We start from the raw sequence: 26,085 nt of genomic DNA, 5'->3' as shown, positions 1-26,085 counted from the left end.
CCAGCGTTCAATCTGAGCCATGATCAAACTCTTCAATTTAAGATTTTGTGACTCAACGAATACTGACTTCAAAACTAATATTTACCGAAGTAAACATGTAATTCTAAAGCTATTACCATTCCAACAGAATGATAATGAATTGACTGTGCCGATTAACTACAAGTAGTTAAACGTATTGGTCACTCAGTTCATTGAAATCAATTTGTTACCGAAGTAACTGCTATTACGCTCTTTCGAAAAAGAACCAATAACGTTTTGATATTCATCAACGAGTGCCCACACAGATTGATAGGTTTAAATTGTTAAAGAGCTTCTCTTCGTTGTGACTTGCATCACTTCGGAAGAGGCGGCCATTCTAGCGATTTAATTCTCAGTGTCAAACACTTATTTGGAATTAATTCCTACTTTCTAAAAGTAGAAGCGAATCATCGCTTAAAGCTAGTTGCCTTACTAACATTCCTCGCTGAAGCCTTGTGGCGTCTGCCGTGTCAGTGAGGCGGCATTATAGAGATGCCGCTCATATTGGCAAGCAATAAATGCGTTTTTTATTGAAAAAAGAGGTTAAGCGAAGATATTTCAACCAAGGGCTTATTTATACCATTTTCACCCCAAGTTTCGAACAAATTACCCACAACGACCTGTGGATAACTACTCTCCACTATCAAAAAAGTAAGATAAACGAGCCCTAGGGTTTAGATACTCTCGAACTTGTTCAGGTAATTTGCTTGGATGAACGGCATTAACGATTTTGATCTCTTTAATAAAGAGGTCAATGATCGGGGCTTGGGTTCTTGGCACGCTAGGATCATAGATAAGTACATTTGGATAAAGCATATGTTTAGCGTTAACGGATATCACAATCCCAATCGAATCATTTGAGAGCTGTACTACGGTTCCTGGGGGGTAGACTCCCATGAACTTAACCAACAGCCCCAAGTTACCTTGGCTATATAGATGCTTGCAGCTCTTATATAAGTGGGACAGTGCCAAATACGGGATCATTTGTTGAGATTGCGCTTTACCATGGCAAAGGTTATCAAATGCATTAGCCACAGAGACTATCTTGGCAAATTCATCAATCTCATGTTCTTTTAAGCCCTCGGGGTAACCAGAACCATCATTCATCTCATGATGCTGAGCGATTACCTTTTTAGCACTTTCAGGAAAGTCATCAATTGCCGATACAATATCTGCACCGTATTTAGTATGAAGCTTCAGGTAGTTCTCTTCGGGCACCGTTAGTGCACTCTGCTTTCTTAATATCGCAGCTGGTATTTTGATCTTGCCTATATCATGGAACATTGCCGCGAAAGAGAGAGCTTTCAATTGCTGCGTATCGTAGCCTTTAGCTTTACCTATCATCAGTGCAACAACCGAAACGTTCAGTGTATGAAAGTAGAGGTCTTCAAAATCCGCTTTAGCATTCATAAGATGCAAGGTGACGTTATCATCGCTCACTAGGGTCTCAACGATATCATCAACAAGAGCCTTAACCTCCCCCACCGCATCTAAAGGTCTGTTACGGATCTTGGTCATCACAGAGCGCATTCGAGCAAGCGAGCGTTCAAACTCTCTCTCACAATGACTCACCCTGCGGCGGTAAGAGCTAAGGGTTTCGATACGCTCATGCTTATCTTTCCACATTCTTTCCGTTTCAAGACTTACCTGTGAATCAATATCGACTTCTTGTTCACCTACGTGATTAGCAGGTAAAGGTGAGGTATCACTTTGACTCAGGTTTATATAGACGTGCTTAATCCCAAGATGTCGAATTACTTTTACTTGAGCGTCATCTTTGATTTTAAAGCTGTTGAATAAAAATGGGTGTTCATTCCATTTTACGGGGAGTCGTATATGCAGACCGGGCTGAATGCGATCTACGGTAATCTTTATGCTGCCCATTTTTATATATAATATTGATGATTAATCTCTATTTATAATTCTAATAAAACCAAGCAGCAATTTCACTATCCAATTTCACAGGTTCAACTTAAAGAGTCGCAGTGCACCATCCAGCGTATACCGAATTTATCTTCTACTTTGCCAAATCGAGCCCCCCAAAACGTATCTGCGAGTGGAGTCATTATCCGCCCTCCCTTCTTAAGCTTTTCAAAGATTTGTTCTTGAGTCGCGGTATCTTCAGTTACAAGAGAGAGAGCGAGATTGTTACCTTCGAGTTCTTTTGCCTTAACACCATCAGACATCATCAGCTTCATACCAAACGCTTCAAACTCAGCATGCATAACCCAATCAGGTTGAGCTCCCTCTATTACCTGTGGTGCATCACTAAAAAGTTGCTTAGATAAAACCACACCACCAAAACACTTATGATAAAAATCCAGTGCTTCACTACAACGACCATCAAAAAATAAGTAAGGGGTTACTGTCAGCATATCTCTCTCCTCTGTTAGTCCTTTAAACATAGACAATAGAAGAGAGAATGACAGGTAACATCATGATTTAAGATAATTAATTCATATCAGATCGAATAGCGAAGGGAAATTATGGGATTTAGGAATGAAACATCAAGATCTGTCTGATTGGACAGGCATTCCTGCCGCCACCGCGAAGGCAAAGCTTCCTATATCCCAAATACAACAAAGCCCCGACCATTTCTGATCAGGGCTTTATCTAAATATGGTACCGGTAGGCGGACTGATTGGACAGGCATTCCTGCCGCCACCGAGAAGGCAACGCTTCCTATATCCCAGATACAACAAAGCCCCGACTTTCGTCGAGGCTTTGTCATTTAAATATGGTACCGGTAGGCGGACTTGAACCGCCACGCCCGAAGGCAACGGATTTTGAATCCGTCGTGTATACCAATTTCACCATACCGGCATTATCTTGGGGCATTGCCCTTTCGATGTTTGGCATTATACGTATGCGAACTGATGTGGCAAGTATAAAAACTTGAATTCATGTGTGTTTGCCGATAATTTCGCCACTAAGTCATAAGCTGTGCGTCATGTCTCTTTTCAGGCTAAGCCTTAAACTATATTCTGACGCCTCAATTTTTAAAGAAGTAATAACACATGACATCAACAAACACTCTGCCACCAGCAGGAGTCATGCGCCGATTTGGTGCCTTGTTCTACGACGCTCTGATCGTAATCGCTATTGAAATGTTGGCGGCTGGCGTCATTGTCGCCCTACTACACGCGCTCATGGCTCTCGGCATTTTTAACCACAGCGGATATGCCGATGTTAGTGACTTCTTAACCAACCATCCGATTTGGAGCCCTGCATATACCTTTTACTTAGTGGCCGTTTGGGTATATTTCTTCGTCTTCTTCTGGACTAGAGCTGGTCAAACTCTCGGCATGAGAGCTTGGAAGCTGCGCGTTCAAAACAAAGATGGCTCGGCTATCACAGTAACTCAGGCGCTGATTCGTTTAGGTACTTCAGGTTTTGGACTGGCAAACCTATGTGTTCCATTCGATCCTGAAAAACGTGGCTTTCACGATATCTGGGCAAAGACCGAAGTCGTTGTGTTACCACAAGCACGATAATGTGATTTAAGTTAGATCCAATCAAGATCAAAAAAGGAAGGCGTTATGCCTTCCTTTTTTATATTTACAATTTCCGCCTCAAGAGCATGATGGCAATTCCAAGGAACACCACGCTCGGGGCTATTGCGCCAAAGGCGGGCGGTATTTGATAAACCAAACTCACCGGGCCAAAGAACTCACTGGATATATAGAAGGTAAAGCCAGCAATAACACCTGACAGAATCCTCGCGCCCATGGTTACACTACGCAAAGGACCAAAGATAAACGACAGTGCCATCAACATCATAACCGCGATCGAAATTGGCTGGGTTATCTTTCTCCACAGCGCCAATTCATAGCGTGATGCGTCTTGCTCTGACGCCTTCAGGTAAGAAACATAATCATACAACCCACTTAACGACAGCTCTTCTGGTTTAACCGTTACTATCGCCAACTTGTCTGGAGCTAATGATGTTTCCCAAGAGTAAGTCGGTAAACTTTCTTTGGTAATTTGAAGCTCATTTTCAAAAGACGTGATCTCTACATCCTTCATCGTCCACACGTTGTCTCCAACGTAATCCACTTCGTCAGAGTAAATAGCGGTCTTAAGTGCCTTGTTTTCATCAAAGCGCCACATGTTCATTCCATATAGCTTCTGGTCATCGATTTTGACAATGAAGATGAAGTCATTGGCATCACGAGCCCAGACCCCACTTTGCGTCGAAATAATATTACCACCAGCAATCGAGATGGTTCTTAAATCACGAGCCATCTTCTGCGCTTGCGGTGCTCCCCATTGACCAAGCAATGTCACCACGATCATCAGTGGAATAGCGGTCTTAAGTACCGATAGACCGATATCTAACTTAGAGAAACCAGCGGCCTGCATAACTACAAGCTCAGAACTTGCAGCAAGCATACCAAGTCCAATCAACGCGCCAAGCAGTGCTGCCATTGGAAAGAACATTTCGATATCACGAGGGATACTCAGTAAAACAAAGTACAGCGCTTGTAATAGATCGTATGTACCACGGCCAACTTTTCTTAGCTGTTCTACATATTTGATGATCCCAGAGAGACCAACAAACGTCACCAATACCAGTGACGTCGTTGCGATGATGGTTCTGCCTATATATAAATCGAGAATCTTAAACACGGCTTAAGCCAACCTCTTATTCTTGAATTTTTCTTTCAAACGCCTTACTGGCACGCTATCCATAAAGTTTGCACCAATCGCGACAAATAACAATAACGCATTGATTGGCCACATGCCGATTACCGCAGGAATGCTCCCCTCTTCAATTGAAGATTTAGTTGCACTGATTGCTAAGAAATAGGTGAGATAAATCAGTATTGCTGGGCCGATTTTCGCAAAACGACCTTGTCGAGGGTTTACCGCAGACAGTGGCACGACAAGCATGGTCAACAATGGAATACAAAGTACCAAAGAAATACGCCACTGCAACTCTGCTTTCGCACTATTATTTGAGTTACCAATCAGTTCAAGCGTAGGGATCGCTTCCCAGTCTCGACCTTTCTTCTCAACTTCACGCTGACCAATCAGGCCTTCGTATTCTTCAAAGTGTGTCACCCTGTAGTCAAGGCGAGTCGGGATACCTTCATGACGAGTACCATCGTACATTACGATCACTTGGCGACCATCACTGAGCTCTTTTACATCGCCTGACTTCGAGAACATAACACTTGGCAGTACAGAATCACGCGGACGCATTTGAGCAACGAACACATTTTCTAACTTATTACCGTCGATATCATCGATAAACACGACAGAAGAACCATCCGGCGTACCTTCAAACTTACCTTTTGGTAGCAAATCAACGCTGTTTTCTGCGGCCACTTCTTCATACATTTGTTCAACTTTGTCTTGTGACCAAGGAGATAACCAAAATGAGTTAAAGGCTGCAACAGATGCCGTAATCAAAGCGAGGTAAAGCGCAGATTGGATCAGGAATTTATTACCGATACCGGTGGCGTTCATGACCACTATTTCACTTTCAGCGTAAAGGCGGCCAAAAGTAAGTAAAATACCAATATAGATACTGAGTGGAAGCATCAATAGGCCCATCGCTGGCATATTTAAGCCAACAATCGACAATATAAGACTCGCAGGGATATCACCATCAGAGGCGTCCGCTAAAACACTGATGAATTTTTGGCTGAGAAACACGAGAAAGAGAACAAAAAAGATCGCAAATTGGCTCTTGATTGTCTCGCGGATCAAATATCTAACAATAATCACGCTCAAATTACCTATACAAAACTTGTTTTTTTGATTGAATCACTATAATTTCCCGTTGAACCTTTTATTTTTTTAAATTTTTAGCTAAGTGTTAGCGTTCTTCTTTAAGGTTAGTTCCATTATAGGATCCAACAAGTAAGAACCCATTATCTAACATTTAGTTCGATTTGTCTTCAGGATGTAGGAGTACGCATGGAGTTCAGTGTAAAAAGTGGCAGCCCAGAGAAACAGCGCAGCGCATGTATCGTTGTCGGTGTATTCGAACCGCGCCGCCTTTCTCCAGTAGCCGAGCAATTAGATAAGATTAGCGATGGCTACATTAGTTCACTGCTTCGTCGCGGTGATCTAGAGGGTAAACCTGGCCAGATGCTACTACTGCATCAAGTACCTGGTGTACTTTCAGAACGTGTTCTACTGGTAGGCTGTGGTAAAGAACGTGAGCTAGGCGAACGTCAATACAAAGAAATTATCCAAAAAACCATCAGCACACTAAACGAAACAGGTTCTATGGAAGCAGTATGTTTCCTTACAGAACTTCACGTTAAAGGTCGCGACACTTATTGGAAAGTTCGCCAAGCAGTAGAAGCGACTAAAGATGGTCTTTACACATTTGACCAATTCAAGAGCAATAAACCAGAAACTCGTCGCCCACTACGTAAATTGGTATTCAACGTACCAACACGTCGCGAATTGAGCCTGGGTGAGAAAGCAATCTCTCACGGCCTTGCTATTGCTTCAGGTGTAAAAGCGTCTAAAGATCTCGGCAACATGCCACCAAACATCGCAAACCCTGCTTACCTTGCTTCTCAAGCTCGTCGTTTAGCCGACGATTACGAGACAGTGAAGACTAAGATCATTGGCGAAGAAGAGATGGAAAAACTGGGTATGACATCATACCTAGCAGTTGGCCGTGGCTCTAAAAATGAATCTATGATGTCTATCATGGAATACAAAGGCGCTCCGGATCCAGATGCGAAGCCGATTGTATTAGTAGGTAAAGGTCTGACTTTCGATTCAGGCGGTATCTCGCTTAAGCCAGGTGAAGGCATGGATGAGATGAAGTACGACATGTGTGGTGCGGCGTCTGTATTCGGTACAATGAAAGCACTGGCTAAGCTGAACCTGCCAATTAACGTGGTTGGTATCCTAGCAGGTTGTGAAAACATGCCAGGCAGCAATGCTTACCGTCCAGGTGATATCCTAACGACAATGTCAGGCCAAACGGTTGAAGTACTCAATACTGATGCTGAAGGTCGCTTGGTTCTATGTGATGCTCTAACTTACGTTGAGCGTTTTGAACCAGATTGTGTTGTCGATGTCGCTACGCTAACTGGCGCATGTGTTATCGCTCTAGGTCACCACATCAGTGGCGTTCTATCGAACCACAACCCACTTTCTCACGAACTTGTTAATGCTTCTGAGCAAGCAAGTGACCGTGCATGGCGTCTACCAATGGCAGACGAGTATCATGAGCAGCTAAACAGCCCATTCGCTGATATGGCGAACATCGGTGGCCGTCCTGGCGGCACAATTACTGCTGGTTGCTTCCTGTCTAAATTCACTAAGAAGTACCACTGGGCACACATCGACAGTGCTGGTACAGCTTGGAAGTCAGGCGCAGCGAAAGGCTCGACAGGTCGTCCTGTCTCAATGCTAGTCCAATTCTTATTGAACCGCAGCGGCCAAGAGACTGAAGAGCAATCTTCAAAATAATAAAAAGGGCCTACGGGCCCTTTTTTAATAAGCGCTATTTGTTAGACCCTGTTAACCAAGTAACATTGATATCCACGATTTTCAGTTCGAGTATTAAGTATGCAGACTGCTACATTTTACATTGTGCCTTCAGACAGCCCGCAAGCCAGCAAAGATGGTTTTGCTCACTATGTGCTGTTTCTTGCTCAGCACTTTGCGAAACAAGGCGCTAAACTTTACCTCAACTGTAATGACAAAGAGCATGCTGAGCGTATTGCTGAAGTTTTCTGGCAAGTCGAGCCCAGTGAGTTTATTGCGCACAACTTAGTTGGCGAAGGCCCGAAGTATTCAACCAACATCGAAATTGGCTATCAAGGCGTAAAACATAATTGGAATCGTCAGCTAGTAATTAATCTGGCCGATAATCATACAACCTTTGCGAACGCCTTTGCTCAGGTGATAGACTTCGTCCCTTGCGAAGAAAAAGCTAAGCAACTCGCTCGAGAAAGGTATAAAATTTACCGTCAGGCTGGATATCAGCTACAAACTATCGAGATTCAACATCCATAGTCAAACCTCATAGTTAAAGCTATCTTTGGATTTAGATTCAAGAAGCTTCACTTATGAAGTTTGACCACGATTAACCATTCACAGTATCCGTTTAAGAGCACTATGGAAAAGACATACAACCCAACATCAATCGAACAAGCTCTGTATAAGACTTGGGAAGAGAAAGGCTACTTTAAGCCACACGGTGACACATCAAAAGAAGCTTACAGCATCATGATCCCGCCACCGAACGTCACTGGCAGCCTACACATGGGTCACGCGTTCCAAGATACGATCATGGATACGCTTATCCGTGCTCAACGTATGAAAGGCAAAAACACGCTTTGGCAAGTGGGTACTGACCACGCTGGTATCGCAACTCAAATGGTTGTTGAGCGTAAGATTGCTGCTGAAGAAGGTAAAACAAAACACGACTACGGTCGTGAAGCTTTCATCGACAAGATCTGGGAATGGAAAGGCGAATCAGGTGGCACGATCACTCAACAACTTCGTCGTCTTGGTGCATCTGTAGATTGGGATCGTGAACGATTCACTATGGATGACGGCCTATCGGCTGCGACTCAAGAAGTGTTTGTTCGTCTATACGAAGAAGACCTAATCTACCGTGGTAAACGTCTAGTAAACTGGGATCCTAAACTGCACACTGCAATCTCGGATCTTGAAGTTGAAAACAAAGACAAAAAAGGTTTCATGTGGCACTTCCGCTACCCGCTAGCGAATGGTGTTAAAACGGCTGATGGTAAAGACTACATCGTTGTTGCGACTACTCGTCCAGAAACTATGCTTGGCGATACTGGCGTTGCTGTTAACCCAGAAGATCCTCGTTACAAAGATCTTATCGGCAAAGAAATCCTACTTCCTGTTGTAAACCGTCTTATCCCTATCGTAGGCGATGAGCACGCAGACATGGAAAAAGGCACGGGTTGTGTGAAGATCACTCCAGCTCATGACTTTAACGATTACGAAGTGGGTAAGCGCAACAACCTACCGATGATCAACATCCTAACGTTCAACGCTGATATCCGTGATGCTGCTGAAGTCTTCACTACGAACGGCGAAGAAAGCGATGTTTACTCAACGGACATCCCTGCTAAGTACCAAGGCATGGAGCGTTTTGCTGCACGTAAAGCTATCGTTGCTGAATTCGATGAGCTTGGTCTTCTTGAAGAGATCAAAGATCACGACCTAACTGTCCCTTACGGCGACCGTGGTGGCGTGGTTATCGAACCAATGCTGACTGACCAATGGTACGTGCGCACAGCACCTCTTGCAGAGCCAGCAGTTAAAGCCGTTGAAGATGGCCAAATCCAATTCGTACCTAAGCAGTACGAAAACATGTACTTCGCGTGGATGCGTGACGTGCAAGACTGGTGTATCTCTCGTCAACTTTGGTGGGGCCACCGTATCCCAGCATGGTACGACAACAATGGTAAAGTTTACGTAGGTCGCACTGAAGAAGAAGTTCGTGAAAAGAACAACCTAGCGCCTGTTGTTGTGCTTAAGCAAGACGACGACGTACTGGACACTTGGTTCTCTTCTGCACTTTGGACGTTCGGCACACAAGGCTGGCCTGAAGATACTGAAGCACTGAAAACATTCCACCCATCTGAAGTACTAGTATCTGGTTTTGATATTATCTTCTTCTGGGTTGCTCGTATGATCATGATGACCATGCACTTCGTGAAAGACGAAGATGGCAAAGCTCAAGTACCTTTCAAAACTGTTTACATGACGGGTCTTATCCGTGATGAAAACGGCGACAAGATGTCTAAGTCAAAAGGTAACGTACTTGACCCAATCGACATGATTGACGGCATCGGCCTTGAAGAGCTAGTAGAAAAGCGTTGTGGCAACATGATGCAACCTAAGCTGGCTGCTAAGATCGAAAAAGCGACACGTAAGACTTTCGAAAATGGTATCGAACCATACGGTACTGATGCGCTGCGTTTCACTCTTGCTGCTATGGCTTCAACTGGCCGTGACATCAACTGGGATATGAAGCGTCTTGAAGGTTACCGTAACTTCTGTAACAAGCTATGGAACGCAAGCCGTTACGTACTGATGAACACAGAAGAGCACGACTGTGGCATGTCACTGTCTGTAGAAGACCGTGCAAACATGGAATTCTCTCTAGCAGACAAGTGGATTGAATCTCAGTTTGAAGTTGCAGCGAAAGAGTTTAATGCTCACCTAGACAACTACCGTCTAGATATGGCAGCAAACACGCTTTACGAATTCATCTGGAACCAATTCTGTGACTGGTACCTAGAGCTAACTAAACCTGTTCTTTGGAAAGGTACTGAAGCTCAACAACAAGCGACTCGTTACACGCTTATCACGGTTCTTGAGAAGACTCTGCGTCTTGCTCACCCTGTTCTTCCTTACATCACTGAATCTATCTGGCAGAGCGTTAAGCCGCTAGTAGACGGCGTTGAAGGCGAGACGATCATGACTCAAGCGCTTCCTCAGTTTAATGAAGCTAACTTCAATGCTGAGATCGTTGACGACATCGAATGGGTTAAGACTTTCATCACTGCTATCCGTAACCTACGTGCGGAATACGACATTGCACCAAGCCAAGGCTTAGAAGTAATGATTAAAGTAGCGGATGAGAAAGATGCAGCTCGTATCGAAGCGAACAAGATCGTTCTTACTTCTCTAGCTAAGCTAGACGATATTAAAGTTCTAGCTGATGGTGAAGAGACTCCTGCTTGTGCAACTAAACTGGTTGGCAAATCTGAGTTGATGATCCCAATGGCGGGTCTTATCGACAAAGATGCTGAGCTTGCTCGTCTAGATAAAGAAGTCGCTAAGACTCACGGCGAGATTAAGCGTATCGAAGGTAAGCTAGGTAACGAAGGTTTCGTTGCTAAAGCACCAGAAGCCGTTATCGCGAAAGAGCGTGAAAAGCTTGAAGGCTACAAGGAAACTCTTGTTAAGCTTGAAGAGCAAAAAGCGACAATCGCTGCGCTTTAAAACCGAGTGACCGAGAAGGCTTCGAACTTCTCGCTCTAAATAGAAAGGTTGGTCTTGGTGACCAGCCTTTTTTATACCTCTGATTCCAATATTCCAATATTCCAATATTCCAATATTCCAATGCTTCTCACTCTAGCCTCACTGATTGATAGGTTTCATCTATCAAATTAATCTCCACTTCCCATTATACTTAATGATAATAATTCTCAATAATAGACCTATCAACACAACGACTGAGTAATTATCATGAAAAAGACACTAACCTTTGCTGCATTACATTTTACTATCGCATTTAGTGTCGCTTACGTACTAACAGGCGACATCTTAATTGGTAGCTTAATCGCTATGATTGAGCCCTCTGTGAATACTGTTGCCTTCTATTTTCATGAAAAGGCATGGGCTCAAGTTCCAGCGCTTAAAGCTCGTCAGTGGATGACCAAATTAAAAACAGCAAGCTTTGCTACCATCCACTTTAGTGTTGCCTTTACCGTTGTCTACTTGTTGACTGGAGATGCTTTCATCGGCGGCGTGATGGCTTTGCTAGAGCCAACTTTAAATACAGTTGCTTACTACTTCCACGAGAAAGTCTGGTTACGAAAAGCTGAAAGCCAAACAGCACAAGCTCCGTTTTTCTTACACCAACACGCTTAATCTAAAGCTCAGAGAGTGATTGAAGTAACCTACATCGAAGAACAGAATTCATCTTACCATTGACAAAGTTGCGCACCGCAATTAAATTAATTGCGATGCGCAACTTTATTTCTTAATCCAAAGGTAGGTAGTTATGAATTCTCAACAGTTAAGAGACTATTCTCGTCAAACGGTTCGTTTACTTGGCATGCTTGATAAGCAGTGTGGTGATGTCGACCTCACTCCAGTCCAGGCTCATACTCTTGGTGAAATCCAGTTGCAACCAATCACCATCAACCAATTGGCGCAGCAACTCAACGTAGATAAATCGAATGCTAGCCGCACGGTCACGGGGCTGATCAAGCGTGGCTTAGTTGAAAGCCTAGAGAATCCAGCAGACAAACGTAGCCAATTAGTCGCCCTGACCACTCAAGGTGTTGATGCGTTATCTCAACTCGACCAACAGCAAAGCATCTTCTTTGAAAAAGTACTCTCGACACTCAATGGCAACGAACAGCAGCTACTTAAACAAGGACTTGAGAGTTACTTAAAAGGGTTAACGAAAGCATGCCAAGCAGATGAGTTTGTATTACGCCCACTCACAGAATCAGATAACCAACAATTGGCAGAAGTCATTCGCCAAGTTTCGGCTGAGCATGGGCTTACAGAAGATAAGGGTTATGGCGTGGCTGACCCAACACTCGATGATATGTATTCTGTCTATAGCCAAGCGAATGCAATGTACTGGGTTATCGAACACAACGGAAAGATCGTCGGAGGCGGTGGCTTTGCCCCTCTAGCAGGTAAACCCAATGTGTGTGAGCTGCAAAAGATGTACTTCTTACCGCAAACTCGAGGGCATGGCCTAGCCAAGCGAATTGTCGCTTTGAGCTTAAAGCAAGCCAAACGACTTGGGTATCAACACATGTATCTAGAAACGACGGAATGCTTAGGTGCTGCGGTCAAACTCTATGAGAAGCTTGGGTTTGAGCATCTTGACTCAGCTTGGGGAGAGACAGGCCACGACGCTTGTGAGGTTGTCATGGCCAAATCGTTATAAGCAGAATGCGCCGCTATAGCGAAAGAAGATAGCGCTAAAATATACGGAGTTAACGTAGAAAGTTACTGACGCAAGAGGTTGGGTTCAAGGCCACAAAAGAACTCTCTTCTTGCCCATCAAGTACCACTTCTAATGGGTATAGATGCTTAGGGTTAGGATTCTCAATATCAAAAATGATAGGCGCCTCAACCTGGAACACAACGCCAGTATGTTCAGCTCGTACATCAATCGGCATCACGAGTGTCATACCATTAAACTTGATGGATGCCGATACTAACCCCGCCTTTAGCGTTTGATAGATAACATCCACTTTAAACTCACAGCCACCACCATGATGCCAGATCTGCTCTGTGACAACTTGTTCTAGCTTGACGTTTCGAACGAACTGCAGATATGGCGCTTGCCAAATCCCGATGCGTGAATCAGATTTAGCGATAGCCTGTGAAGAGATAGACGGATCCATATCCTCTTCAAGCAATAAGCTCTCCTCTTCTTCAAGGAAAAGGATCTCGAAACGGTTTCGGCCGGACTGCATATAAGGACGGATATCTTTACGGTATTCAGCTTGGCTACCATCACAATCAAAAACAGCCACACCATTAAGCCGAACTTCAGCAAAGTAATCGACTCCTGCCATCACTAACTCAACAAATGGACACGCCAACATAGCGTCATCCACTTCGATGTCGTGCATCAGATGCCACTCTTGCTCTGCAATTTCGTTTTCACTCAAGCTATCAGGGAGCTTTGAGCTTAACGGAGCCGGAAAGGTGATGTCATCTTGTGGGATAGAGAGATCCGTCAGTGGCGAAATTTGCCAAAGACCATCGAGAAGCAACCGCATATCATTCCTTGAGCTAGATCAATTTTGACCGCATTATAATGAATGAATGCATATAAAGACATTTATTTTTCTGAGGGTAAAAAAATGCCAGCTCGAGGCTGGCATTTTTCAAAATTGGGAAAGAATTACTCTTCGCCTTCATCATCTTCGTCTGGGTAGATAGCATCTTCACCTTCGTAGTAAGTGCCCCAACCGTCGTAGATAATGTCAAACTTCTCTGCAAGGTTCACAAGCTTCTCAACTTGCTCATCGATCGCTTCTGCATTCAGAGTACATTGCATCGTTGCATCACAACAAAGCAGCTTATTGCCATCTTCGTCTTCTGTCTCTTCAGCTTCAAGCACTTCAAAGCCCATTTTGAATGCTTCAACAACCGCTTTTTCAAGCACATCGAAATCTTCAGCAAATAGGTGATGCTCGATATCGTATAGAGCTTCAGGATCGCTACCATCTTCAATTAATGCTGTAATGATGTCGCGAGTCTCTTCCTTTTGAAATTCAATTAATTCCGCTACTGATAGATATTCATCTTCGTGAGACATGTGTCTGCTCCAGAGTGTTGACTATGAAAAGATCAAATTTGATTGCCACGAAATATGGCACGGATCGTCCAGAAAAGCCACCCAGATCAGGCCTAGAAAGGTAAGTTTATCACGAGATCGCTGAGCCAATATCAATTCAAAAGTGAAATCAAAATCACAGAAACAAATTTTCAACATTTTATTAACTGACGTGTATTTTAGCATTTCGTTTTTATGGACACTTTAGGGCTTATTGAATAAAACTTGCGTGATTAGTCACGTTAGGTGCATACGCTAAACCGCTTTTGGGGTGCATAAATCCTCAGCTTGTTATCAAAAAGTGCATAATAGTGAATAAAAAATCACGATTAATAAGCAAAATTCAATTCTAACAAGCCACAAATTGAGCATAGATCCTCAAAAACGTTGTTCCGTTCGATAGCCAGTTAGTTGGAATTTAATCTGTGTAAACTTAAAAATTACAGGTTTTATGACCAATTATTAGCCAAATACCTTGTATTTACTCAATCTACAAAACTTGCATATTACGGACAAGCTTGTCATAAATAGACGCTGGATTAATAGTAAGGATGCAAAATGAGTAAGCTGTACGTTGGCTCCGAAGTCGGTCAATTGAGACGAGTTCTCCTAAATAGACCTGAAAGAGCACTCACCCACCTCACCCCTTCAAACTGTCATGATCTTCTATTTGATGATGTACTTGCCGTTGAAGCCGCTGGTGAAGAACATGATGCCTTTGCAGAGACGCTGCGCAGCCAAGACGTAGAAGTGCTATTGCTGCATGACCTGCTAGTAGAGACGCTTGCCGTATCTCAGGCTCGCGAGTGGTTACTGAATACTCAAATCTCAGATTTCCGTTATGGGCCGACTTTCGCCCGTGACCTAAGAAACTACCTTGCTCAAATGGATAATGAGCATCTAGCAACGATCTTACTCGGTGGCTTGGCCTACTCTGAGCTTCCTATCAAATCATCATCGATGCTGCCTAAAATGCATCGACCACTCGATTTCGTTATCGAGCCACTGCCTAACCACCTATTTACGCGAGATACTTCTTGCTGGGTTTACGGCGGTGTATCGCTTAACCCAATGATGAAACCTGCACGTCAACGTGAAACGAATCACCTACGTGCTATCTACCGCTGGCACCCAGTGTTCGCAGGCCAAGATTTCATTAAGTACTTTGGTGATGAAGACCTTCACTACGACAACGCTAACATTGAAGGCGGTGACGTACTGGTTATCGGTAAAGGTGCGGTACTGGTTGGTATTTCAGAGCGTACTAAACCACAAGGTGTCGAAAACCTAGCGGCGAGCTTATTTAGATCAGGCCAAGCTACCGAAGTGATTGCGATCGATCTACCAAAACACCGCTCTTGTATGCACCTTGATACGGTGATGACACACATGGATATCGACACTTTCTCTGTCTATCCAGAGATTGTTCGCAAAGATCTAGATACTTGGCGCCTAACGCCAAAAGAAAATGGTGAAATGCGTGTCGAGAAAGCTGAAAACTACCTGTCAGCGATTGAAAGCGCACTAGGCCTTGATCAACTGAAGATCATCACAACCGGCGGTGATAACTACGAAGCTGAGCGTGAACAGTGGAATGACGCTAACAACGTACTGACGGTGAAACCAGGTACCGTGATTGGTTATGAACGTAATGTTTACACCAATGAGAAATACGACAAAGCGGGTATCGAAGTTCTAACGATTCCTGGCAACGAGCTAGGCCGTGGTCGTGGCGGCGCGCGCTGTATGAGTTGCCCTATCGAAAGAGATGGTATCTAAGTCAAAGAGCTCAGTTAAACCGACACAATAACTTATCTAGGCCAGCATTCATTTACTGGCCTTTTTTATCAAATCAATAAAATAAATATTCACAAATATAGCATTTTTATGTTTAACTAAGTTCTTCATTGATTCTATATACGCAAGGAGCGAGAGATGGCCTTTAATCTTCGCAATCGTAACTTTCTAAAACTTCTCGACTTTACTCCTAAAGAGATTCAGTTTTTACTCGACCTGTCTGCTGACCTAAAAAAAGCTAAGTATGCAGGTACGGAACAGAAGAAACTCAACGGCAAAAACATTGCTTTGATCTTCGAGAAAGCATCAACTCGAACACGATGTGCGTTTGAAGTGGCCGCCTTTGATCAAGGTGCTCAGGTCTCTTACCTTGGTCCTTCTGGCTCTCAGATTGGTCAAAAAGAATCAATGAAAGATACGGCGCGTGTATTGGGGCGTATGTACGATGGCATCGAATATCGTGGCTTTGGCCAAAGTATCGTTGAAGACTTAGGCGCTTATGCAGGCGTGCCAGTTTGGAACGGCCTAACCGATGAGTTCCACCCGACTCAGATCTTGGCTGACTTCCTTACAATGATCGAACATGGTCGCGGTAAACATCTGCACCAGATCAGCTTTGCTTACCTAGGAGATGCACGTAACAACATGGGTAACTCACTGTTAGTCGGTGCTGCGAAAATGGGCATGGATATTCGCCTTGTCGCGCCAAAAGCCTTTTGGCCAGAAGAACAACTTGTCGAAGAGTGCCAAGCCATTGCACAAAACACTGGTGCAAAAATCACGCTAACCGAAGACGTTGCTGAAGGCGTGAAAGGTTGTGATTTCCTATACACCGACGTTTGGGTTTCAATGGGTGAAGCCCCTGAAGCTTGGGACGAACGTGTAGCGGTAATGAAACCATACCAAGTGAATATGGATGTCATTAAGCTCACTGGCAATCCTCAAGTAAAATTCATGCACTGCCTACCCGCTTTCCATAACAATGAAACCGTGATCGGCCAGCAAGTCGCAGACAAATATGGAATGAACGGTTTAGAGGTAACAGACGAAGTCTTTGAATCGGATTACTCAATTGTGTTTGATGAAGCTGAGAATCGCATGCATACCATCAAAGCGGTAATGGTTGCGACACTGGGTCAATAGCGAATACTGAAAGTAAACAAAAGCTTGATGTAATCGCTTGCGCTCACAAATTGAAAGCGTATAATTCTCGGCAATTTGTCTGAGAGTAGTGAAAATGACGCCAACCAATATTGTGATAACACATAGTAATATTGTGAAAACACCAAATATTGCTCGTAAGCTAAGATGCTTACCAGGCCGTCTATTCTGCTTTTCAGCACTTTTTTAAAGCCTCCCATTATGGGGGGCTTTTTTATGGCCAATACATTATTGTGGGGAAGAAGATCATGGCGAATTCGCTCTATCAAAAGCACATCATCTCAATTCCAGAGCTTTCTCGTGAAGAGCTAGAATTAATTGTTCAAACGGCAGGTCAGCTAAAGGCTGAGCCAAACCCAGAACTCATCAAGAACAAAGTTGTTGCCAGCTGCTTCTTCGAACCTTCTACGCGAACTCGTCTCTCTTTTGAAACTGCGATTCAACGCATCGGTGGTGATGTGATTGGTTTCGACAGTGGTGGTAACACTTCTTTGGCAAAGAAAGGTGAAACGCTAGCGGACTCGGTACAGGTTATCTCTTCATACGTTGACGCTTACGTGATGCGTCACCCTCAAGAAGGCGCAGCACGTCTGGCTTCTGAGTTCTCAAACGGTGTACCTGTTATTAACGCAGGTGATGGCGCAAACCAACACCCAACACAAACGTTATTAGACCTATTCTCTATCGCTGAGACACAAGGCCGCCTCGACAACCTAAACGTTGCATTCGTTGGTGACCTTAAGTACGGCCGTACGGTTCACTCGTTAACTCAAGCACTAGCGAAGTTCGACAACATCTGTTTCTACTTCGTTGCTCCAGAAGCTCTAGCGATGCCAGACTACATTTGCGAAGAGCTTGATGAAGCGGGCATCAAGTACCAACTATTGACGGACATGGAAGATGTGATTCCTGAGCTTGATGTCTTGTACATGACTCGAGTTCAAAAAGAGCGCTTCGATGAGTCAGAATACGCGCACATCAAATCCGCATACATCCTGACCGCTTCAATGCTGGAAAATGCACGCGATAACTTGAAGGTTCTGCACCCTCTTCCTCGCGTTGATGAAATTACTGTCGATGTCGATAAAACACCTTACGCTTACTACTTCCAGCAAGCAGAGAATGGTGTTTACGCTCGTGAAGCATTGCTAGCCCTTGTTCTTAACGAAACGCTGTAGAGGAGAGATATCATGTCTAAAGAGACTCAATTAAAAGTTGAAGCAATCAGAAACGGTACTGTTATCGACCATATCCCAGCCAATATCGGGATCAAGGTGCTAAAACTGTTCGACATGCACAATTCTCATCAGCGCGTGACGATTGGCCTGAATCTACCGTCTTCTGCACTAGGCGGAAAAGACCTGCTCAAGATTGAGAATGTGTTTATCACAGAAGAACAGGCGAGCAAGCTGGCTCTTTACGCGCCTCACGCAACAGTGAATCAAATCGAAGATTACGAAGTGGTTAAGAAGCTCCCCCTAGAGCTTCCTGAGCAAATCAACGATGTTTTCGAGTGTCCAAACACCAACTGTATTACTCACAATGAACCGGTTGAAAGCAGCTTTAAGATCTTTGAAAAGAAAGAAGATATTCGATTAAAGTGTAAGTATTGCGAAAAAGTATTCTCTCGCGAGATCGTGACAGAAAGATAACGCCATACGGCAACGCTGACCGAATGTAAAAACTATCAAATACCTCGCCTATGCGGGGTATTTTGCTCTTTACCTATCCAAAGTTTGAAGGCACACTGAAAATTGATTTTTATCTAATAACTGATGGAATAAACCAATGACTAAAGTACTTCACACAGAATCTGCTCCAGCTGCAATCGGCCCATACGTACAAGGCGTTGACCTTGGCAACATGGTACTGACTTCTGGTCAAATCCCAGTAAACCCAGCAACTGGTGAAGTATCTGCTGATATCGCAGAGCAAGCTCGCCAATCTCTAGACAACGTTAAAGCGGTTGTAGAAGCTTCAGGCCTAACTGTAAAAGACATCGTAAAGCTAACAGTATTCGTTAAAGACCTAAACGACTTCGGCACAGTAAACGAAGTTTACGGTAAGTTCTTCGATGAGCACGGCGTTGCAAACTACCCTGCACGTTCATGTGTTGAAGTAGCCCGTCTACCAAAAGATGTAGGTATCGAGATCGAAGCTATTGCGGTTCGCAAATAGGTTTTAATCTCTAGATTAAACACCCTCTAATAAACGACTTAGCGTAATGCTGAATGTTTATTAGATACAAAAAAGGTTGCCCAATTGGCAACCTTTTTTATTGTCTGTTGTTTGGCTTAGATAATTACTTTTTATTAAGCTCAACCACTTCTTTGTCTAACTCTTCAAGCTTAGCGGCCATCTGCTCACGAGCTAGGTTAGCCAGTTCACGAACATTAGACTTGTCGTAGCCTTCAGTGCTGATTGGTGGCAACATTTCAACAATCACGTGACCATTGTTCCAACGGTTTAGCTTCACGCCACCTGTTGAGCTGCACACGATAGGGATGATAGGTAAGCCAGCACCAATCGCAGCATGGAATGCACCTGTTTTGAATGGCAGCAGACCACGGCCACGAGAACGAGTGCCCTCAGGGAACATCCAAACCGAAACATCACTCTCTTTTAGACTAGTCACGACCTGATCAATCGTACCCACAGCCTTACTACGGTTAGCTCGGTCAATTAGGATGTTGCCCGTCAACCAGTAAAGCTGACCAAATAGAGGCATCCACACTAGGCTTTTCTTACCAACCGTCACCACTTTTGGCGTTACCGCTGATGAAATCGTGAATAGATCCCAACTATTTTGGTGGTTCGCCACATAAACGTGCTGGCCGCGAGAGTAGGCATCTTCTGGAATGCGAAGCTCTAGTTTCATACCGAAGATTTTCGACATGCGACCGAAATAACGGCCAAAGGTAAATACGTGTTTCGGGTTACGTGGACTTAATAGACAGTAACCACAACCAAATACAAACATAAGAATCGCAAATATCGCCACTGCGAAAATACGTAATATTGCTATCATTTTGTTCCTCACCGACCGCCAAGTTGATTCATCTATTCACGCAAAAATGAGCAATAGATTTACTTGCGGTAAATACAACTATAAAAAAGCCGAAACCAAGGTTCCGACTTTTATGTTTTCATCTTACTGATTCATTAATCCACTAACCTAGGTTAGTTCGACTCACTAAATCGTGTAATGTTTGCGCCTAAGGCTGACAGTTTATCTTCAATCTTATCGTAGCCACGATCGATGTGATAAATACGGTCAACGATAGTTTCGCCTTGAGCAATACAGCCAGCAATAACAAGGCTCGCAGATGCGCGAAGGTCCGTTGCCATTACTTGAGCGCCGCTCAGTTTTTCCGTTTCACCACAGATAGCCGTGTTGCCTTCGATTTCCGCTTTTGCACCCATTCTCTGTAACTCAGGAATGTGCATAAAGCGGTTTTCAAAGATAGTCTCAGTGATAACACCACTGCCCTTCGCCATCATGTTAAGCAGAGTAAACTGTGCTTGCATGTCGGTTGGGAAACCAGGGTGAGGTGCCGTTACGATTTTCACCGCTTTCAGTTCACGACCCGTCATATCAAGGCTGATCCAGTCTTCGCCCGTTTCAACCTTCGCACCCGCTTCTTCAAGCTTCGCTAAGGCAGCTTCAAGAAGATGAGCGTTGGTGTTGCGACAAACCACTTTACCGCCAGAAACAGCAGCAGCAACCAGGAAAGTACCTGTTTCAATACGGTCAGCAACCACAGAGTGTTGGCCACCACCAAGACGTTCAACGCCTTCGATAGTAATCGTATCTGTACCTGCGCCAGAGATCTTAGCACCTAGTTTGTTTAGGAAGTCAGCCGTATCAACAATCTCAGGCTCGCGCGCTGAGTTATCGAGTACTGTTGTACCTTCCGCTAGCGTTGCTGCACACATGATAGTAATGGTGGCACCCACACTTACTTTGTCCATCACGATGTGCGCGCCTTTCAAACGGCCATCAACACTTGCTTTCACATAACCATCTTCCAACTTAATGGTCGCACCTAGTTGCTCTAGGCCATGAATATGTAAATCAACAGGACGAGCGCCAATTGCACAACCGCCTGGAAGTGACACTTGACCTTCACCAAAACGAGCCACTAAAGGGCCTAAAGCCCAGATAGAAGCTCGCATTGTTTTTACTAAATCGTAAGGCGCACAAAATTCATTAATTTCGCTACCATCAACATGAACACTACCGTTACGTGATACTTTTGCGCCTAAACGCTTAAGCAGTTCCATCGTAGTATCGATGTCACGTAGGTGAGGAACGTTACTTACTTCCACTGGCTCTTCAGCAAGAATTGAAGCAAATAAAATTGGTAGCGCTGCATTTTTTGCGCCTGAGATCGTCACATCGCCGCTTAGCGGCTTATCCGATCCAATAACTCGAAACTTTTCCATCATAAACCTTAAAGTGACATCAGTTTCTTATCACGTTCCCACTCTTCCGGCGTGAAAGCCTTAATAGAAAGAGCATGGATGTCATTGCGTTGAATGTATTCCATTAGTGGGCCGTAGATTAGTTGCTGCTTCTTAACTCGATTCATGCCGTCAAAACATGGATCAACCGCAACAACTTCGTAATGACTGCCTTCCCCTTTCACGAAAATTTCCTGAAGGTTCAGTGCTTCTGCTAATAATTCTTGTACTTTTGTGCTGTCCACAAATAGCTCCTGCCTAATTTTTTATGTGTTCTGCCATCATTGGCTGGATATTGCTCAATTGGAACAACGTTCGTAATTGTTCTGGCACGAAACTGAGCATTATATGACAGTTTTGATTTTTTGCATGCTCTAATAAGTGAATTAGCATCACCATTCCTGCTGAATCGACTCGATTTATATGGCTAAGGTCAATTTCAACGCTCGATTCCGTCGTTTGCCACTTTTCCAATATACGCCAGATTGCAGGTACGCTGTCTCGGTCGATATCACCAAGCAGCTGATACTCTTTAGAGCTTAGTGCTTGCCATTGAGAATGGCTCATTATTTGTTACTCTCAAAACGAATCGGTTGTGCGGCTAATTTCTCTAGTTCGTCAGCAACTTGTAAGATGCCTTCTTGACGAATCTTAGTATTCCACTCCGATTGTTTGCTCGACAACAGGCTAATACCTTCGGCAACCATATCAAATGCTTTCCACTCGCCTGACTTCTTGTCTTTGCGAAGCTTAAATTCAAGCTTGATGTTTGGTCGCGGCGTATCGATGATATCAACCTTGATGCTCGTAATACGGCTATCCGCTTTGATTTTTGGTTCTGGACCAAATTCAATCGTCTGATCCGTGTATTGAGTCAGCACTTGGGCATAAGAAGAAACCAGGTATTTACGGAATGAATCGATAAACACGCCGACGTCTTTTCTATCTGCGCCTTTCAAGTTTGGTCCAAGTAACTTAAGAGCTGCATATTGTGCATTCACATAAGGCATCAACTCTTCTTCCACGATGACCTTCAATAACTCTGGATCTTGGTGGATGTTGTCTTGTTCACTCTTCAAACGCTCAAATGCCACTTCGGCAACTTGAGTCATCATCTGGTAAGGCTGAGTACGGTCAATCGATTCTGCAGCAAATGCTTGGGTAGAAATAAGCAACGCCATTGCCGCCATAAACATTGATTTCAAGTAACCAATAGTTTTTAAATGACTAATAGTTTTCAACATCATCTTATTCCTTAGCTTCGCTGTCATTAGAACCACCAACGCTATACAGCACTTGGCCAATCAAATCTTCTAGTACTAATGCTGACTTAGTGTCTTCAATTGCATCACCATCGACCAGCATCTCTTCATCATCAAAAATGAAGCCTGGAACCAGACTAATGTACTGCTCACCAATTAAGCCAGATGTTAAAATTTGAGCGCTAGAGGTATCTGGAAATTGTGAGTACTTCCCGTCAATAGACAGTTCAACGACAGGAAGGTAGCTCTCGGTATCAAGCTCAATACTTTTAACTCGACCAACAACGACGCCACCCACTTTCACTGGAGAACGAACTTTTAGGCTGCCAATGTTGTCAAAGGTCGCTTTTAGATTGTAAGTATGGTTCGAACCTATGCCTTTTACGTCAGCGACTTGAAAGATCATGATTAAGATTGCGCAAATTCCGGCAATAACAAAGGTGCCGACCCATAATTCTAATTTTCGAGTTTGTTGCATGATTAATTCCCAAACATCAATGCGGTAAGAACAAAATCTAGCCCTAGTACCGCTAGAGAAGAGTGCACTACAGTGCGTGTGGTTGCCTGACTGATACCTTCAGAAGTCGGTACCGCGTCATAACCATTGAAAAGTGCGATCCAAGTTACGGTGATAGCGAAGACCATACATTTGATCATGCTGTTACCAATATCTCGGCCAAGCTCAACTGAAGACTGCATCGCAGACCAGAAACTGCCGTGATCAATACCTTTCCAATCAACACCAACCAGTTGGCCGCCCCAAATACCTACCGCCATAAAGATCATAGCAAGCAATGGCATTGAGATAAGCCCGGCCCAAAGACGTGGTGCAATAATGCGTTTAAGAGGGTCAACGGCCATCATCTCAAGGCTTGAGATCTGCTCTGTTGCCTTCATTAAACCAATCTCTGCCGTAAGTGCTGAACCGGCTCGACCTGCAAATAATAACGCAGTCACCACAGGCCCCAACTCACGCAACAGTGAAAGCGCGACCATTTGGCCAAGGTTTCCCTCAGCGCCGTAGTCTATTAACACGACATAGCCCTGCAGGCTGAGCACCATGCCAATGAACAGACCCGAAACTAAAATAATAGCCAATGACTGAACGCCAACGCTATAAAGTTGTTTTACTAATAAAGGGAAGTTTTTTAGTCGCGGGATGCCAAACAAAGCCCCAAATAACATCAGGCTTGCTCGACCAAATGACTCACAGATCGCAAGTGTGCGCTTACCGACACCCGCAATAGTTTTAGCAATCATATTAAAACAAATCCTTTTCTAAGCTCTTCGCAGGGAATCTAAATGGTACTGGGCCATCGGCTTCGCCTTGCAAAAATTGCTGCACTCTCGGATCGCTATTGTTGTACAACTCATCAGGAGTTCCAGCTGCAATGATCTTGCTATCCGCCATGAGGTAAACCCAATCAGCAATACTCATCACCTCTGGCACATCGTGAGAAACAACAATCGAGGTTAAGCCCAAGGCTTGATTGAGATTTCGTATCAATTCAACCAATACGCCCATAGTGATTGGGTCTTGGCCAACAAACGGCTCATCGTACATGATAAGTTCTGGATCCAGCGCGATCGCACGAGCCAACGCTGCTCGTCTCGCCATACCGCCAGACAACTCACTCGGCATTAATTGCGCTGCCCCTCGTAATCCTACCGCTTCAAGCTTAAGTAATACGATGGTACGAATGAATTTTTCATTAAGTTCCGTGTGCTCTCGCAGCGGAAACGCCACATTATCAAAGACATTGAGATCCGTAAAAAGCGCACCCGATTGGAATAGCATGCTCATTTTCTTGCGTGCTTGATACAGCTTTCGACGTGATAATGCTGGGATATTGTCGCCATCAAACCAAACTTCACCTTCATCTGGCGGCAATTGCCCACCAATCAAACGCAGTAAAGTCGTTTTGCCAATCCCAGACGGCCCCATGATTGCGGTTATCTTGCCTTGAGGCACCTCTAAACTGATGTCATCAAAGATAACGCGCTCACCGCGTGAGAAGCTGAGGTTCTTAACTTTCACAAGCTCAGTGTTCAACATATTTTTGTTGTTTCCTTGCTTTAAAAAACGCCAATTATGGCTGCAATAATAATGAGTCTACTTTAGAATTAAAAGCACTGTTCAATTAATTCATATTAAACAGGAATCTATGCAGGGATTTGAAAGCATTAGAAAATTATCTATTGAGCTCTCTTTCTTGCCTGCTAACTGGTAATTAATTTGCCGAGTGACTTCCCTTTTATCTAGCAACAGGTCAAAATTAGCGGTTAATTCTCCGTTTTTTATTAATTTTTTAGGAATCATCATGCTTGAAGCGATTGCGTTTCTTATTATCGGTCTAGGTTTTTTGGTGTGGAGTGCAGATAAGCTGGTTTACGGCGCCGCTGCTCTTGCTCGAAACTTCGGTATCTCACCACTAGTTATCGGTATGACGATCTTAGCAATGGGGTCTTCGGCTCCTGAAATGATGGTTTCAGCTACAGCAGCCCTTGATGGCAAAACAGATACCGCTGTAGGCAACGTATTAGGCTCAAACATCGCTAACATTGCGTTGATTTTAGGTATTACCGCCCTAATCAAGCCGCTATCGATTAGCTCTGGTGTGATTCGCCGTGAACTACCATTAATGATTGGTGTCACTTTATTAGCTGGCGCACTGCTTTGGGATAACCATTTAGGTTTTTATGAAGGCGTGTTGTTGTTTGTTCTTTTCGCCGCTTTCTTATTTGCCATGCTGCAAATCAGCCGCAGTGAGAAGAAGAACGGTGATGCCTTCCTTGACGAACAAGAGTCAGAAATCCCAGAGGGTGTTAGCAACCCTAAAGCCGCAATGTGGGTCGTGATTGGTCTGATCATCCTGCCTTTGGCTGCTGATATGTTGGTTGATAATGCCGTAATCATCGCGAAATACTTCGGCATGAGCGACCTTGTCATTGGTCTAACTATCATAGCTGTAGGCACTAGCTTGCCTGAGCTTGCAGCATCACTAGCCGGCGTTATGAAGGGTGAAGATGATATGGCTGTAGGTAATATCATTGGTTCAAACGTATTCAACATCCTTGCTGTTATGGGTATCCCGGGCATTCTCAACCCTTCTATCTTGAGCGAATTCGCTATGGGTCGTGACTTCTGGGTAATGCTAGGCGTATCGCTACTGCTTGTTGTGATGGCACTAGGAAAATCTCGTAGTGTGAATCGCATTGAAGGCGGCGTGTTAATTGTGACGTTCGTGGCCTACCAAGCTTACCTACTAATGAACATGTCGGCTTAATTGTTGATTTAACTTCCCGTACTTGGAGTAT

The 26,085-nt window shown here is 44.1% G+C and carries 26 protein-coding genes and 1 tRNA gene; 12 read left to right on the top strand and 15 right to left on the bottom strand.

The window, feature by feature from the left end; all coding sequences use genetic code 11:
- Positions 1 to 648: 648 nt before the first annotated feature.
- From MSG36_RS22560 to MSG36_RS22550, 3 genes are all read right to left on the bottom strand, one after another.
- Entirely contained in the window at positions 649 to 1,902 is a 1,254-nt protein-coding gene (locus MSG36_RS22560) for an HD-GYP domain-containing protein (RefSeq protein WP_065677726.1), read from the bottom strand.
- A gap of 83 nt (positions 1,903 to 1,985) precedes the next feature.
- Complete coding sequence (locus MSG36_RS22555) at positions 1,986 to 2,393, bottom strand: VOC family protein (RefSeq protein ID WP_048605864.1); 408 nt, start codon at positions 2,391 to 2,393, stop codon at positions 1,986 to 1,988.
- 363 nt (positions 2,394 to 2,756) lie between these two features.
- Positions 2,757 to 2,841: transfer RNA gene (locus tag MSG36_RS22550), tRNA-Leu, on the bottom strand.
- 194 nt (positions 2,842 to 3,035) lie between these two features.
- Here MSG36_RS22550 and MSG36_RS22545 point away from each other — a divergent pair.
- Positions 3,036 to 3,512: an RDD family protein gene (locus MSG36_RS22545; protein ID WP_017058939.1), complete on the top strand. Its 477-nt coding sequence runs from the start codon at positions 3,036 to 3,038 to the stop codon at positions 3,510 to 3,512.
- A 64-nt stretch (positions 3,513 to 3,576) separates the two neighbouring features.
- Here the strand turns inward: MSG36_RS22545 and lptG are convergent, their stop codons facing one another.
- The gene (gene lptG, locus MSG36_RS22540) at positions 3,577 to 4,647 is read right to left on the bottom strand and encodes an LPS export ABC transporter permease LptG (RefSeq protein ID WP_017058938.1); all 1,071 of its coding nucleotides are present in this window, start codon (positions 4,645 to 4,647) and stop codon (positions 3,577 to 3,579) included.
- Positions 4,648 to 4,650: 3 nt separating this feature from the next.
- Complete coding sequence (gene lptF, locus MSG36_RS22535) at positions 4,651 to 5,751, bottom strand: LPS export ABC transporter permease LptF (protein WP_017058937.1); 1,101 nt, start codon at positions 5,749 to 5,751, stop codon at positions 4,651 to 4,653.
- A 192-nt stretch (positions 5,752 to 5,943) separates the two neighbouring features.
- On the opposite strand from lptF, the gene pepA reads away from it, so the two are divergent.
- The 5 genes from pepA (at position 5,944) to MSG36_RS22510 (ending at position 12,679) form a co-directional block, all read left to right on the top strand.
- The gene (gene pepA / locus MSG36_RS22530) at positions 5,944 to 7,464 is read left to right on the top strand and encodes a leucyl aminopeptidase (protein ID WP_017058936.1); all 1,521 of its coding nucleotides are present in this window, start codon (positions 5,944 to 5,946) and stop codon (positions 7,462 to 7,464) included.
- Positions 7,465 to 7,563: 99 nt separating this feature from the next.
- Positions 7,564 to 8,013, top strand: coding sequence for a DNA polymerase III subunit chi (locus tag MSG36_RS22525; protein ID WP_050634892.1), 450 nt, complete (start codon positions 7,564 to 7,566; stop codon positions 8,011 to 8,013).
- Positions 8,014 to 8,115: 102 nt separating this feature from the next.
- Positions 8,116 to 10,989, top strand: a complete 2,874-nt coding sequence (locus tag MSG36_RS22520; protein WP_248369774.1) for a valine--tRNA ligase — start codon at positions 8,116 to 8,118, stop codon at positions 10,987 to 10,989.
- Between the two features lie 246 nt (positions 10,990 to 11,235).
- Positions 11,236 to 11,640, top strand: coding sequence for a DUF2061 domain-containing protein (locus MSG36_RS22515; protein WP_248369772.1), 405 nt, complete (start codon positions 11,236 to 11,238; stop codon positions 11,638 to 11,640).
- A gap of 133 nt (positions 11,641 to 11,773) precedes the next feature.
- The gene (locus tag MSG36_RS22510) at positions 11,774 to 12,679 is read left to right on the top strand and encodes a bifunctional helix-turn-helix transcriptional regulator/GNAT family N-acetyltransferase (RefSeq protein WP_248369770.1); all 906 of its coding nucleotides are present in this window, start codon (positions 11,774 to 11,776) and stop codon (positions 12,677 to 12,679) included.
- Between the two features lie 49 nt (positions 12,680 to 12,728).
- On the opposite strand, the gene MSG36_RS22505 is transcribed toward MSG36_RS22510, so the two are convergent.
- Together MSG36_RS22505 and rraB are read right to left on the bottom strand one after the other, a co-directional pair.
- Positions 12,729 to 13,523, bottom strand: coding sequence for a hypothetical protein (locus MSG36_RS22505; protein ID WP_248369768.1), 795 nt, complete (start codon positions 13,521 to 13,523; stop codon positions 12,729 to 12,731).
- Positions 13,524 to 13,648: 125 nt separating this feature from the next.
- Positions 13,649 to 14,065 (bottom strand): ribonuclease E inhibitor RraB, encoded by a 417-nt coding sequence (gene rraB / locus MSG36_RS22500; protein WP_017058930.1) that lies wholly within the window; start codon positions 14,063 to 14,065, stop codon positions 13,649 to 13,651.
- A gap of 576 nt (positions 14,066 to 14,641) precedes the next feature.
- Between rraB and arcA the strand changes: the two genes are divergently transcribed.
- From arcA to MSG36_RS22475, 5 genes are all read left to right on the top strand, one after another.
- Positions 14,642 to 15,862, top strand: a complete 1,221-nt coding sequence (gene arcA, locus MSG36_RS22495; RefSeq protein WP_248369766.1) for an arginine deiminase — start codon at positions 14,642 to 14,644, stop codon at positions 15,860 to 15,862.
- Positions 15,863 to 16,018: 156 nt separating this feature from the next.
- Positions 16,019 to 17,023: an ornithine carbamoyltransferase gene (locus MSG36_RS22490; RefSeq protein ID WP_248369764.1), complete on the top strand. Its 1,005-nt coding sequence runs from the start codon at positions 16,019 to 16,021 to the stop codon at positions 17,021 to 17,023.
- Between the two features lie 266 nt (positions 17,024 to 17,289).
- The gene (gene pyrB / locus MSG36_RS22485) at positions 17,290 to 18,219 is read left to right on the top strand and encodes an aspartate carbamoyltransferase (protein WP_012604860.1); all 930 of its coding nucleotides are present in this window, start codon (positions 17,290 to 17,292) and stop codon (positions 18,217 to 18,219) included.
- 12 nt (positions 18,220 to 18,231) lie between these two features.
- Positions 18,232 to 18,693, top strand: coding sequence for an aspartate carbamoyltransferase regulatory subunit (gene pyrI, locus MSG36_RS22480; protein WP_017058927.1), 462 nt, complete (start codon positions 18,232 to 18,234; stop codon positions 18,691 to 18,693).
- 136 nt (positions 18,694 to 18,829) lie between these two features.
- Positions 18,830 to 19,219, top strand: coding sequence for a RidA family protein (locus MSG36_RS22475; RefSeq protein WP_004738682.1), 390 nt, complete (start codon positions 18,830 to 18,832; stop codon positions 19,217 to 19,219).
- Positions 19,220 to 19,343: 124 nt separating this feature from the next.
- Here MSG36_RS22475 and MSG36_RS22470 read toward each other — a convergent pair whose 3' ends face one another.
- From MSG36_RS22470 to mlaF, 8 genes are all read right to left on the bottom strand, one after another.
- Positions 19,344 to 20,069: a 1-acylglycerol-3-phosphate O-acyltransferase gene (locus MSG36_RS22470; protein WP_017058926.1), complete on the bottom strand. Its 726-nt coding sequence runs from the start codon at positions 20,067 to 20,069 to the stop codon at positions 19,344 to 19,346.
- A gap of 152 nt (positions 20,070 to 20,221) precedes the next feature.
- Positions 20,222 to 21,487 carry a UDP-N-acetylglucosamine 1-carboxyvinyltransferase gene (murA, locus tag MSG36_RS22465; protein WP_060983508.1) on the bottom strand — a complete coding sequence of 422 codons (1,266 nt, stop codon included), beginning with the start codon at positions 21,485 to 21,487 and terminating at the stop codon, positions 20,222 to 20,224.
- 8 nt (positions 21,488 to 21,495) lie between these two features.
- Positions 21,496 to 21,750, bottom strand: a complete 255-nt coding sequence (ibaG, locus tag MSG36_RS22460; protein WP_017058924.1) for a BolA family iron metabolism protein IbaG — start codon at positions 21,748 to 21,750, stop codon at positions 21,496 to 21,498.
- A 13-nt stretch (positions 21,751 to 21,763) separates the two neighbouring features.
- Complete coding sequence (locus MSG36_RS22455) at positions 21,764 to 22,072, bottom strand: lipid asymmetry maintenance protein MlaB (RefSeq protein WP_004735315.1); 309 nt, start codon at positions 22,070 to 22,072, stop codon at positions 21,764 to 21,766.
- A complete protein-coding gene (locus MSG36_RS22450; protein ID WP_120459707.1) occupies positions 22,072 to 22,701 on the bottom strand; it encodes a phospholipid-binding protein MlaC in 630 nt (209 codons plus the stop codon). Before MSG36_RS22450 ends, MSG36_RS22455 begins: the two co-directional genes overlap by 1 nt.
- Positions 22,702 to 22,753: 52 nt before the next feature.
- Complete coding sequence (gene mlaD, locus MSG36_RS22445; RefSeq protein ID WP_046224439.1) at positions 22,754 to 23,245, bottom strand: outer membrane lipid asymmetry maintenance protein MlaD; 492 nt, start codon at positions 23,243 to 23,245, stop codon at positions 22,754 to 22,756.
- A gap of 2 nt (positions 23,246 to 23,247) precedes the next feature.
- Positions 23,248 to 24,027, bottom strand: a complete 780-nt coding sequence (gene mlaE, locus MSG36_RS22440; RefSeq protein WP_008220420.1) for a lipid asymmetry maintenance ABC transporter permease subunit MlaE — start codon at positions 24,025 to 24,027, stop codon at positions 23,248 to 23,250.
- Position 24,028: 1 nt separating this feature from the next.
- Positions 24,029 to 24,823, bottom strand: coding sequence for a phospholipid ABC transporter ATP-binding protein MlaF (gene mlaF, locus MSG36_RS22435; protein WP_019821464.1), 795 nt, complete (start codon positions 24,821 to 24,823; stop codon positions 24,029 to 24,031).
- 265 nt (positions 24,824 to 25,088) lie between these two features.
- Between mlaF and MSG36_RS22430 the strand changes: the two genes are divergently transcribed.
- Entirely contained in the window at positions 25,089 to 26,054 is a 966-nt protein-coding gene (locus MSG36_RS22430; protein WP_050622165.1) for a calcium/sodium antiporter, read from the top strand.
- Positions 26,055 to 26,085: the final 31 nt, after the last annotated feature.

The organism is Vibrio sp. 1CM8B (assembly GCF_023161685.1).
Taxonomy (GTDB): Bacteria; Pseudomonadota; Gammaproteobacteria; order Enterobacterales; family Vibrionaceae; genus Vibrio; species Vibrio coralliirubri.
The sequence above is the reverse complement of the archived record's forward strand: the minus strand, read 5'-3'. Positions and strand labels throughout refer to the sequence as shown.

Bases quoted from the DNA above. Each gene is read 5' to 3' on its own strand.
- MSG36_RS22560 (WP_065677726.1), bottom strand. From the start codon at position 1,902: ATGGGCAGCATAAAGATTACCGTAGATCGCATTCAGCCCGGTCTGCAT.
- MSG36_RS22555 (WP_048605864.1), bottom strand. From the start codon at position 2,393: ATGCTGACAGTAACCCCTTACTTATTTTTTGATGGTCGTTGTAGTGAA.
- MSG36_RS22545 (WP_017058939.1), top strand. From the start codon at position 3,036: ATGACATCAACAAACACTCTGCCACCAGCAGGAGTCATGCGCCGATTT.
- pepA (WP_017058936.1), top strand. From the start codon at position 5,944: ATGGAGTTCAGTGTAAAAAGTGGCAGCCCAGAGAAACAGCGCAGCGCA.
- MSG36_RS22525 (WP_050634892.1), top strand. From the start codon at position 7,564: ATGCAGACTGCTACATTTTACATTGTGCCTTCAGACAGCCCGCAAGCC.
- MSG36_RS22520 (WP_248369774.1), top strand. From the start codon at position 8,116: ATGGAAAAGACATACAACCCAACATCAATCGAACAAGCTCTGTATAAG.
- MSG36_RS22515 (WP_248369772.1), top strand. From the start codon at position 11,236: ATGAAAAAGACACTAACCTTTGCTGCATTACATTTTACTATCGCATTT.
- MSG36_RS22510 (WP_248369770.1), top strand. From the start codon at position 11,774: ATGAATTCTCAACAGTTAAGAGACTATTCTCGTCAAACGGTTCGTTTA.
- MSG36_RS22505 (WP_248369768.1), bottom strand. From the start codon at position 13,523: ATGCGGTTGCTTCTCGATGGTCTTTGGCAAATTTCGCCACTGACGGAT.
- rraB (WP_017058930.1), bottom strand. From the start codon at position 14,065: ATGTCTCACGAAGATGAATATCTATCAGTAGCGGAATTAATTGAATTT.
- arcA (WP_248369766.1), top strand. From the start codon at position 14,642: ATGAGTAAGCTGTACGTTGGCTCCGAAGTCGGTCAATTGAGACGAGTT.
- MSG36_RS22490 (WP_248369764.1), top strand. From the start codon at position 16,019: ATGGCCTTTAATCTTCGCAATCGTAACTTTCTAAAACTTCTCGACTTT.
- pyrB (WP_012604860.1), top strand. From the start codon at position 17,290: ATGGCGAATTCGCTCTATCAAAAGCACATCATCTCAATTCCAGAGCTT.
- pyrI (WP_017058927.1), top strand. From the start codon at position 18,232: ATGTCTAAAGAGACTCAATTAAAAGTTGAAGCAATCAGAAACGGTACT.
- MSG36_RS22475 (WP_004738682.1), top strand. From the start codon at position 18,830: ATGACTAAAGTACTTCACACAGAATCTGCTCCAGCTGCAATCGGCCCA.
- MSG36_RS22470 (WP_017058926.1), bottom strand. From the start codon at position 20,069: ATGATAGCAATATTACGTATTTTCGCAGTGGCGATATTTGCGATTCTT.
- murA (WP_060983508.1), bottom strand. From the start codon at position 21,487: ATGGAAAAGTTTCGAGTTATTGGATCGGATAAGCCGCTAAGCGGCGAT.
- MSG36_RS22455 (WP_004735315.1), bottom strand. From the start codon at position 22,072: ATGAGCCATTCTCAATGGCAAGCACTAAGCTCTAAAGAGTATCAGCTG.
- MSG36_RS22450 (WP_120459707.1), bottom strand. From the start codon at position 22,701: ATGTTTATGGCGGCAATGGCGTTGCTTATTTCTACCCAAGCATTTGCT.
- mlaD (WP_046224439.1), bottom strand. From the start codon at position 23,245: ATGCAACAAACTCGAAAATTAGAATTATGGGTCGGCACCTTTGTTATT.
- mlaE (WP_008220420.1), bottom strand. From the start codon at position 24,027: ATGATTGCTAAAACTATTGCGGGTGTCGGTAAGCGCACACTTGCGATC.
- mlaF (WP_019821464.1), bottom strand. From the start codon at position 24,823: ATGTTGAACACTGAGCTTGTGAAAGTTAAGAACCTCAGCTTCTCACGC.
- MSG36_RS22430 (WP_050622165.1), top strand. From the start codon at position 25,089: ATGCTTGAAGCGATTGCGTTTCTTATTATCGGTCTAGGTTTTTTGGTG.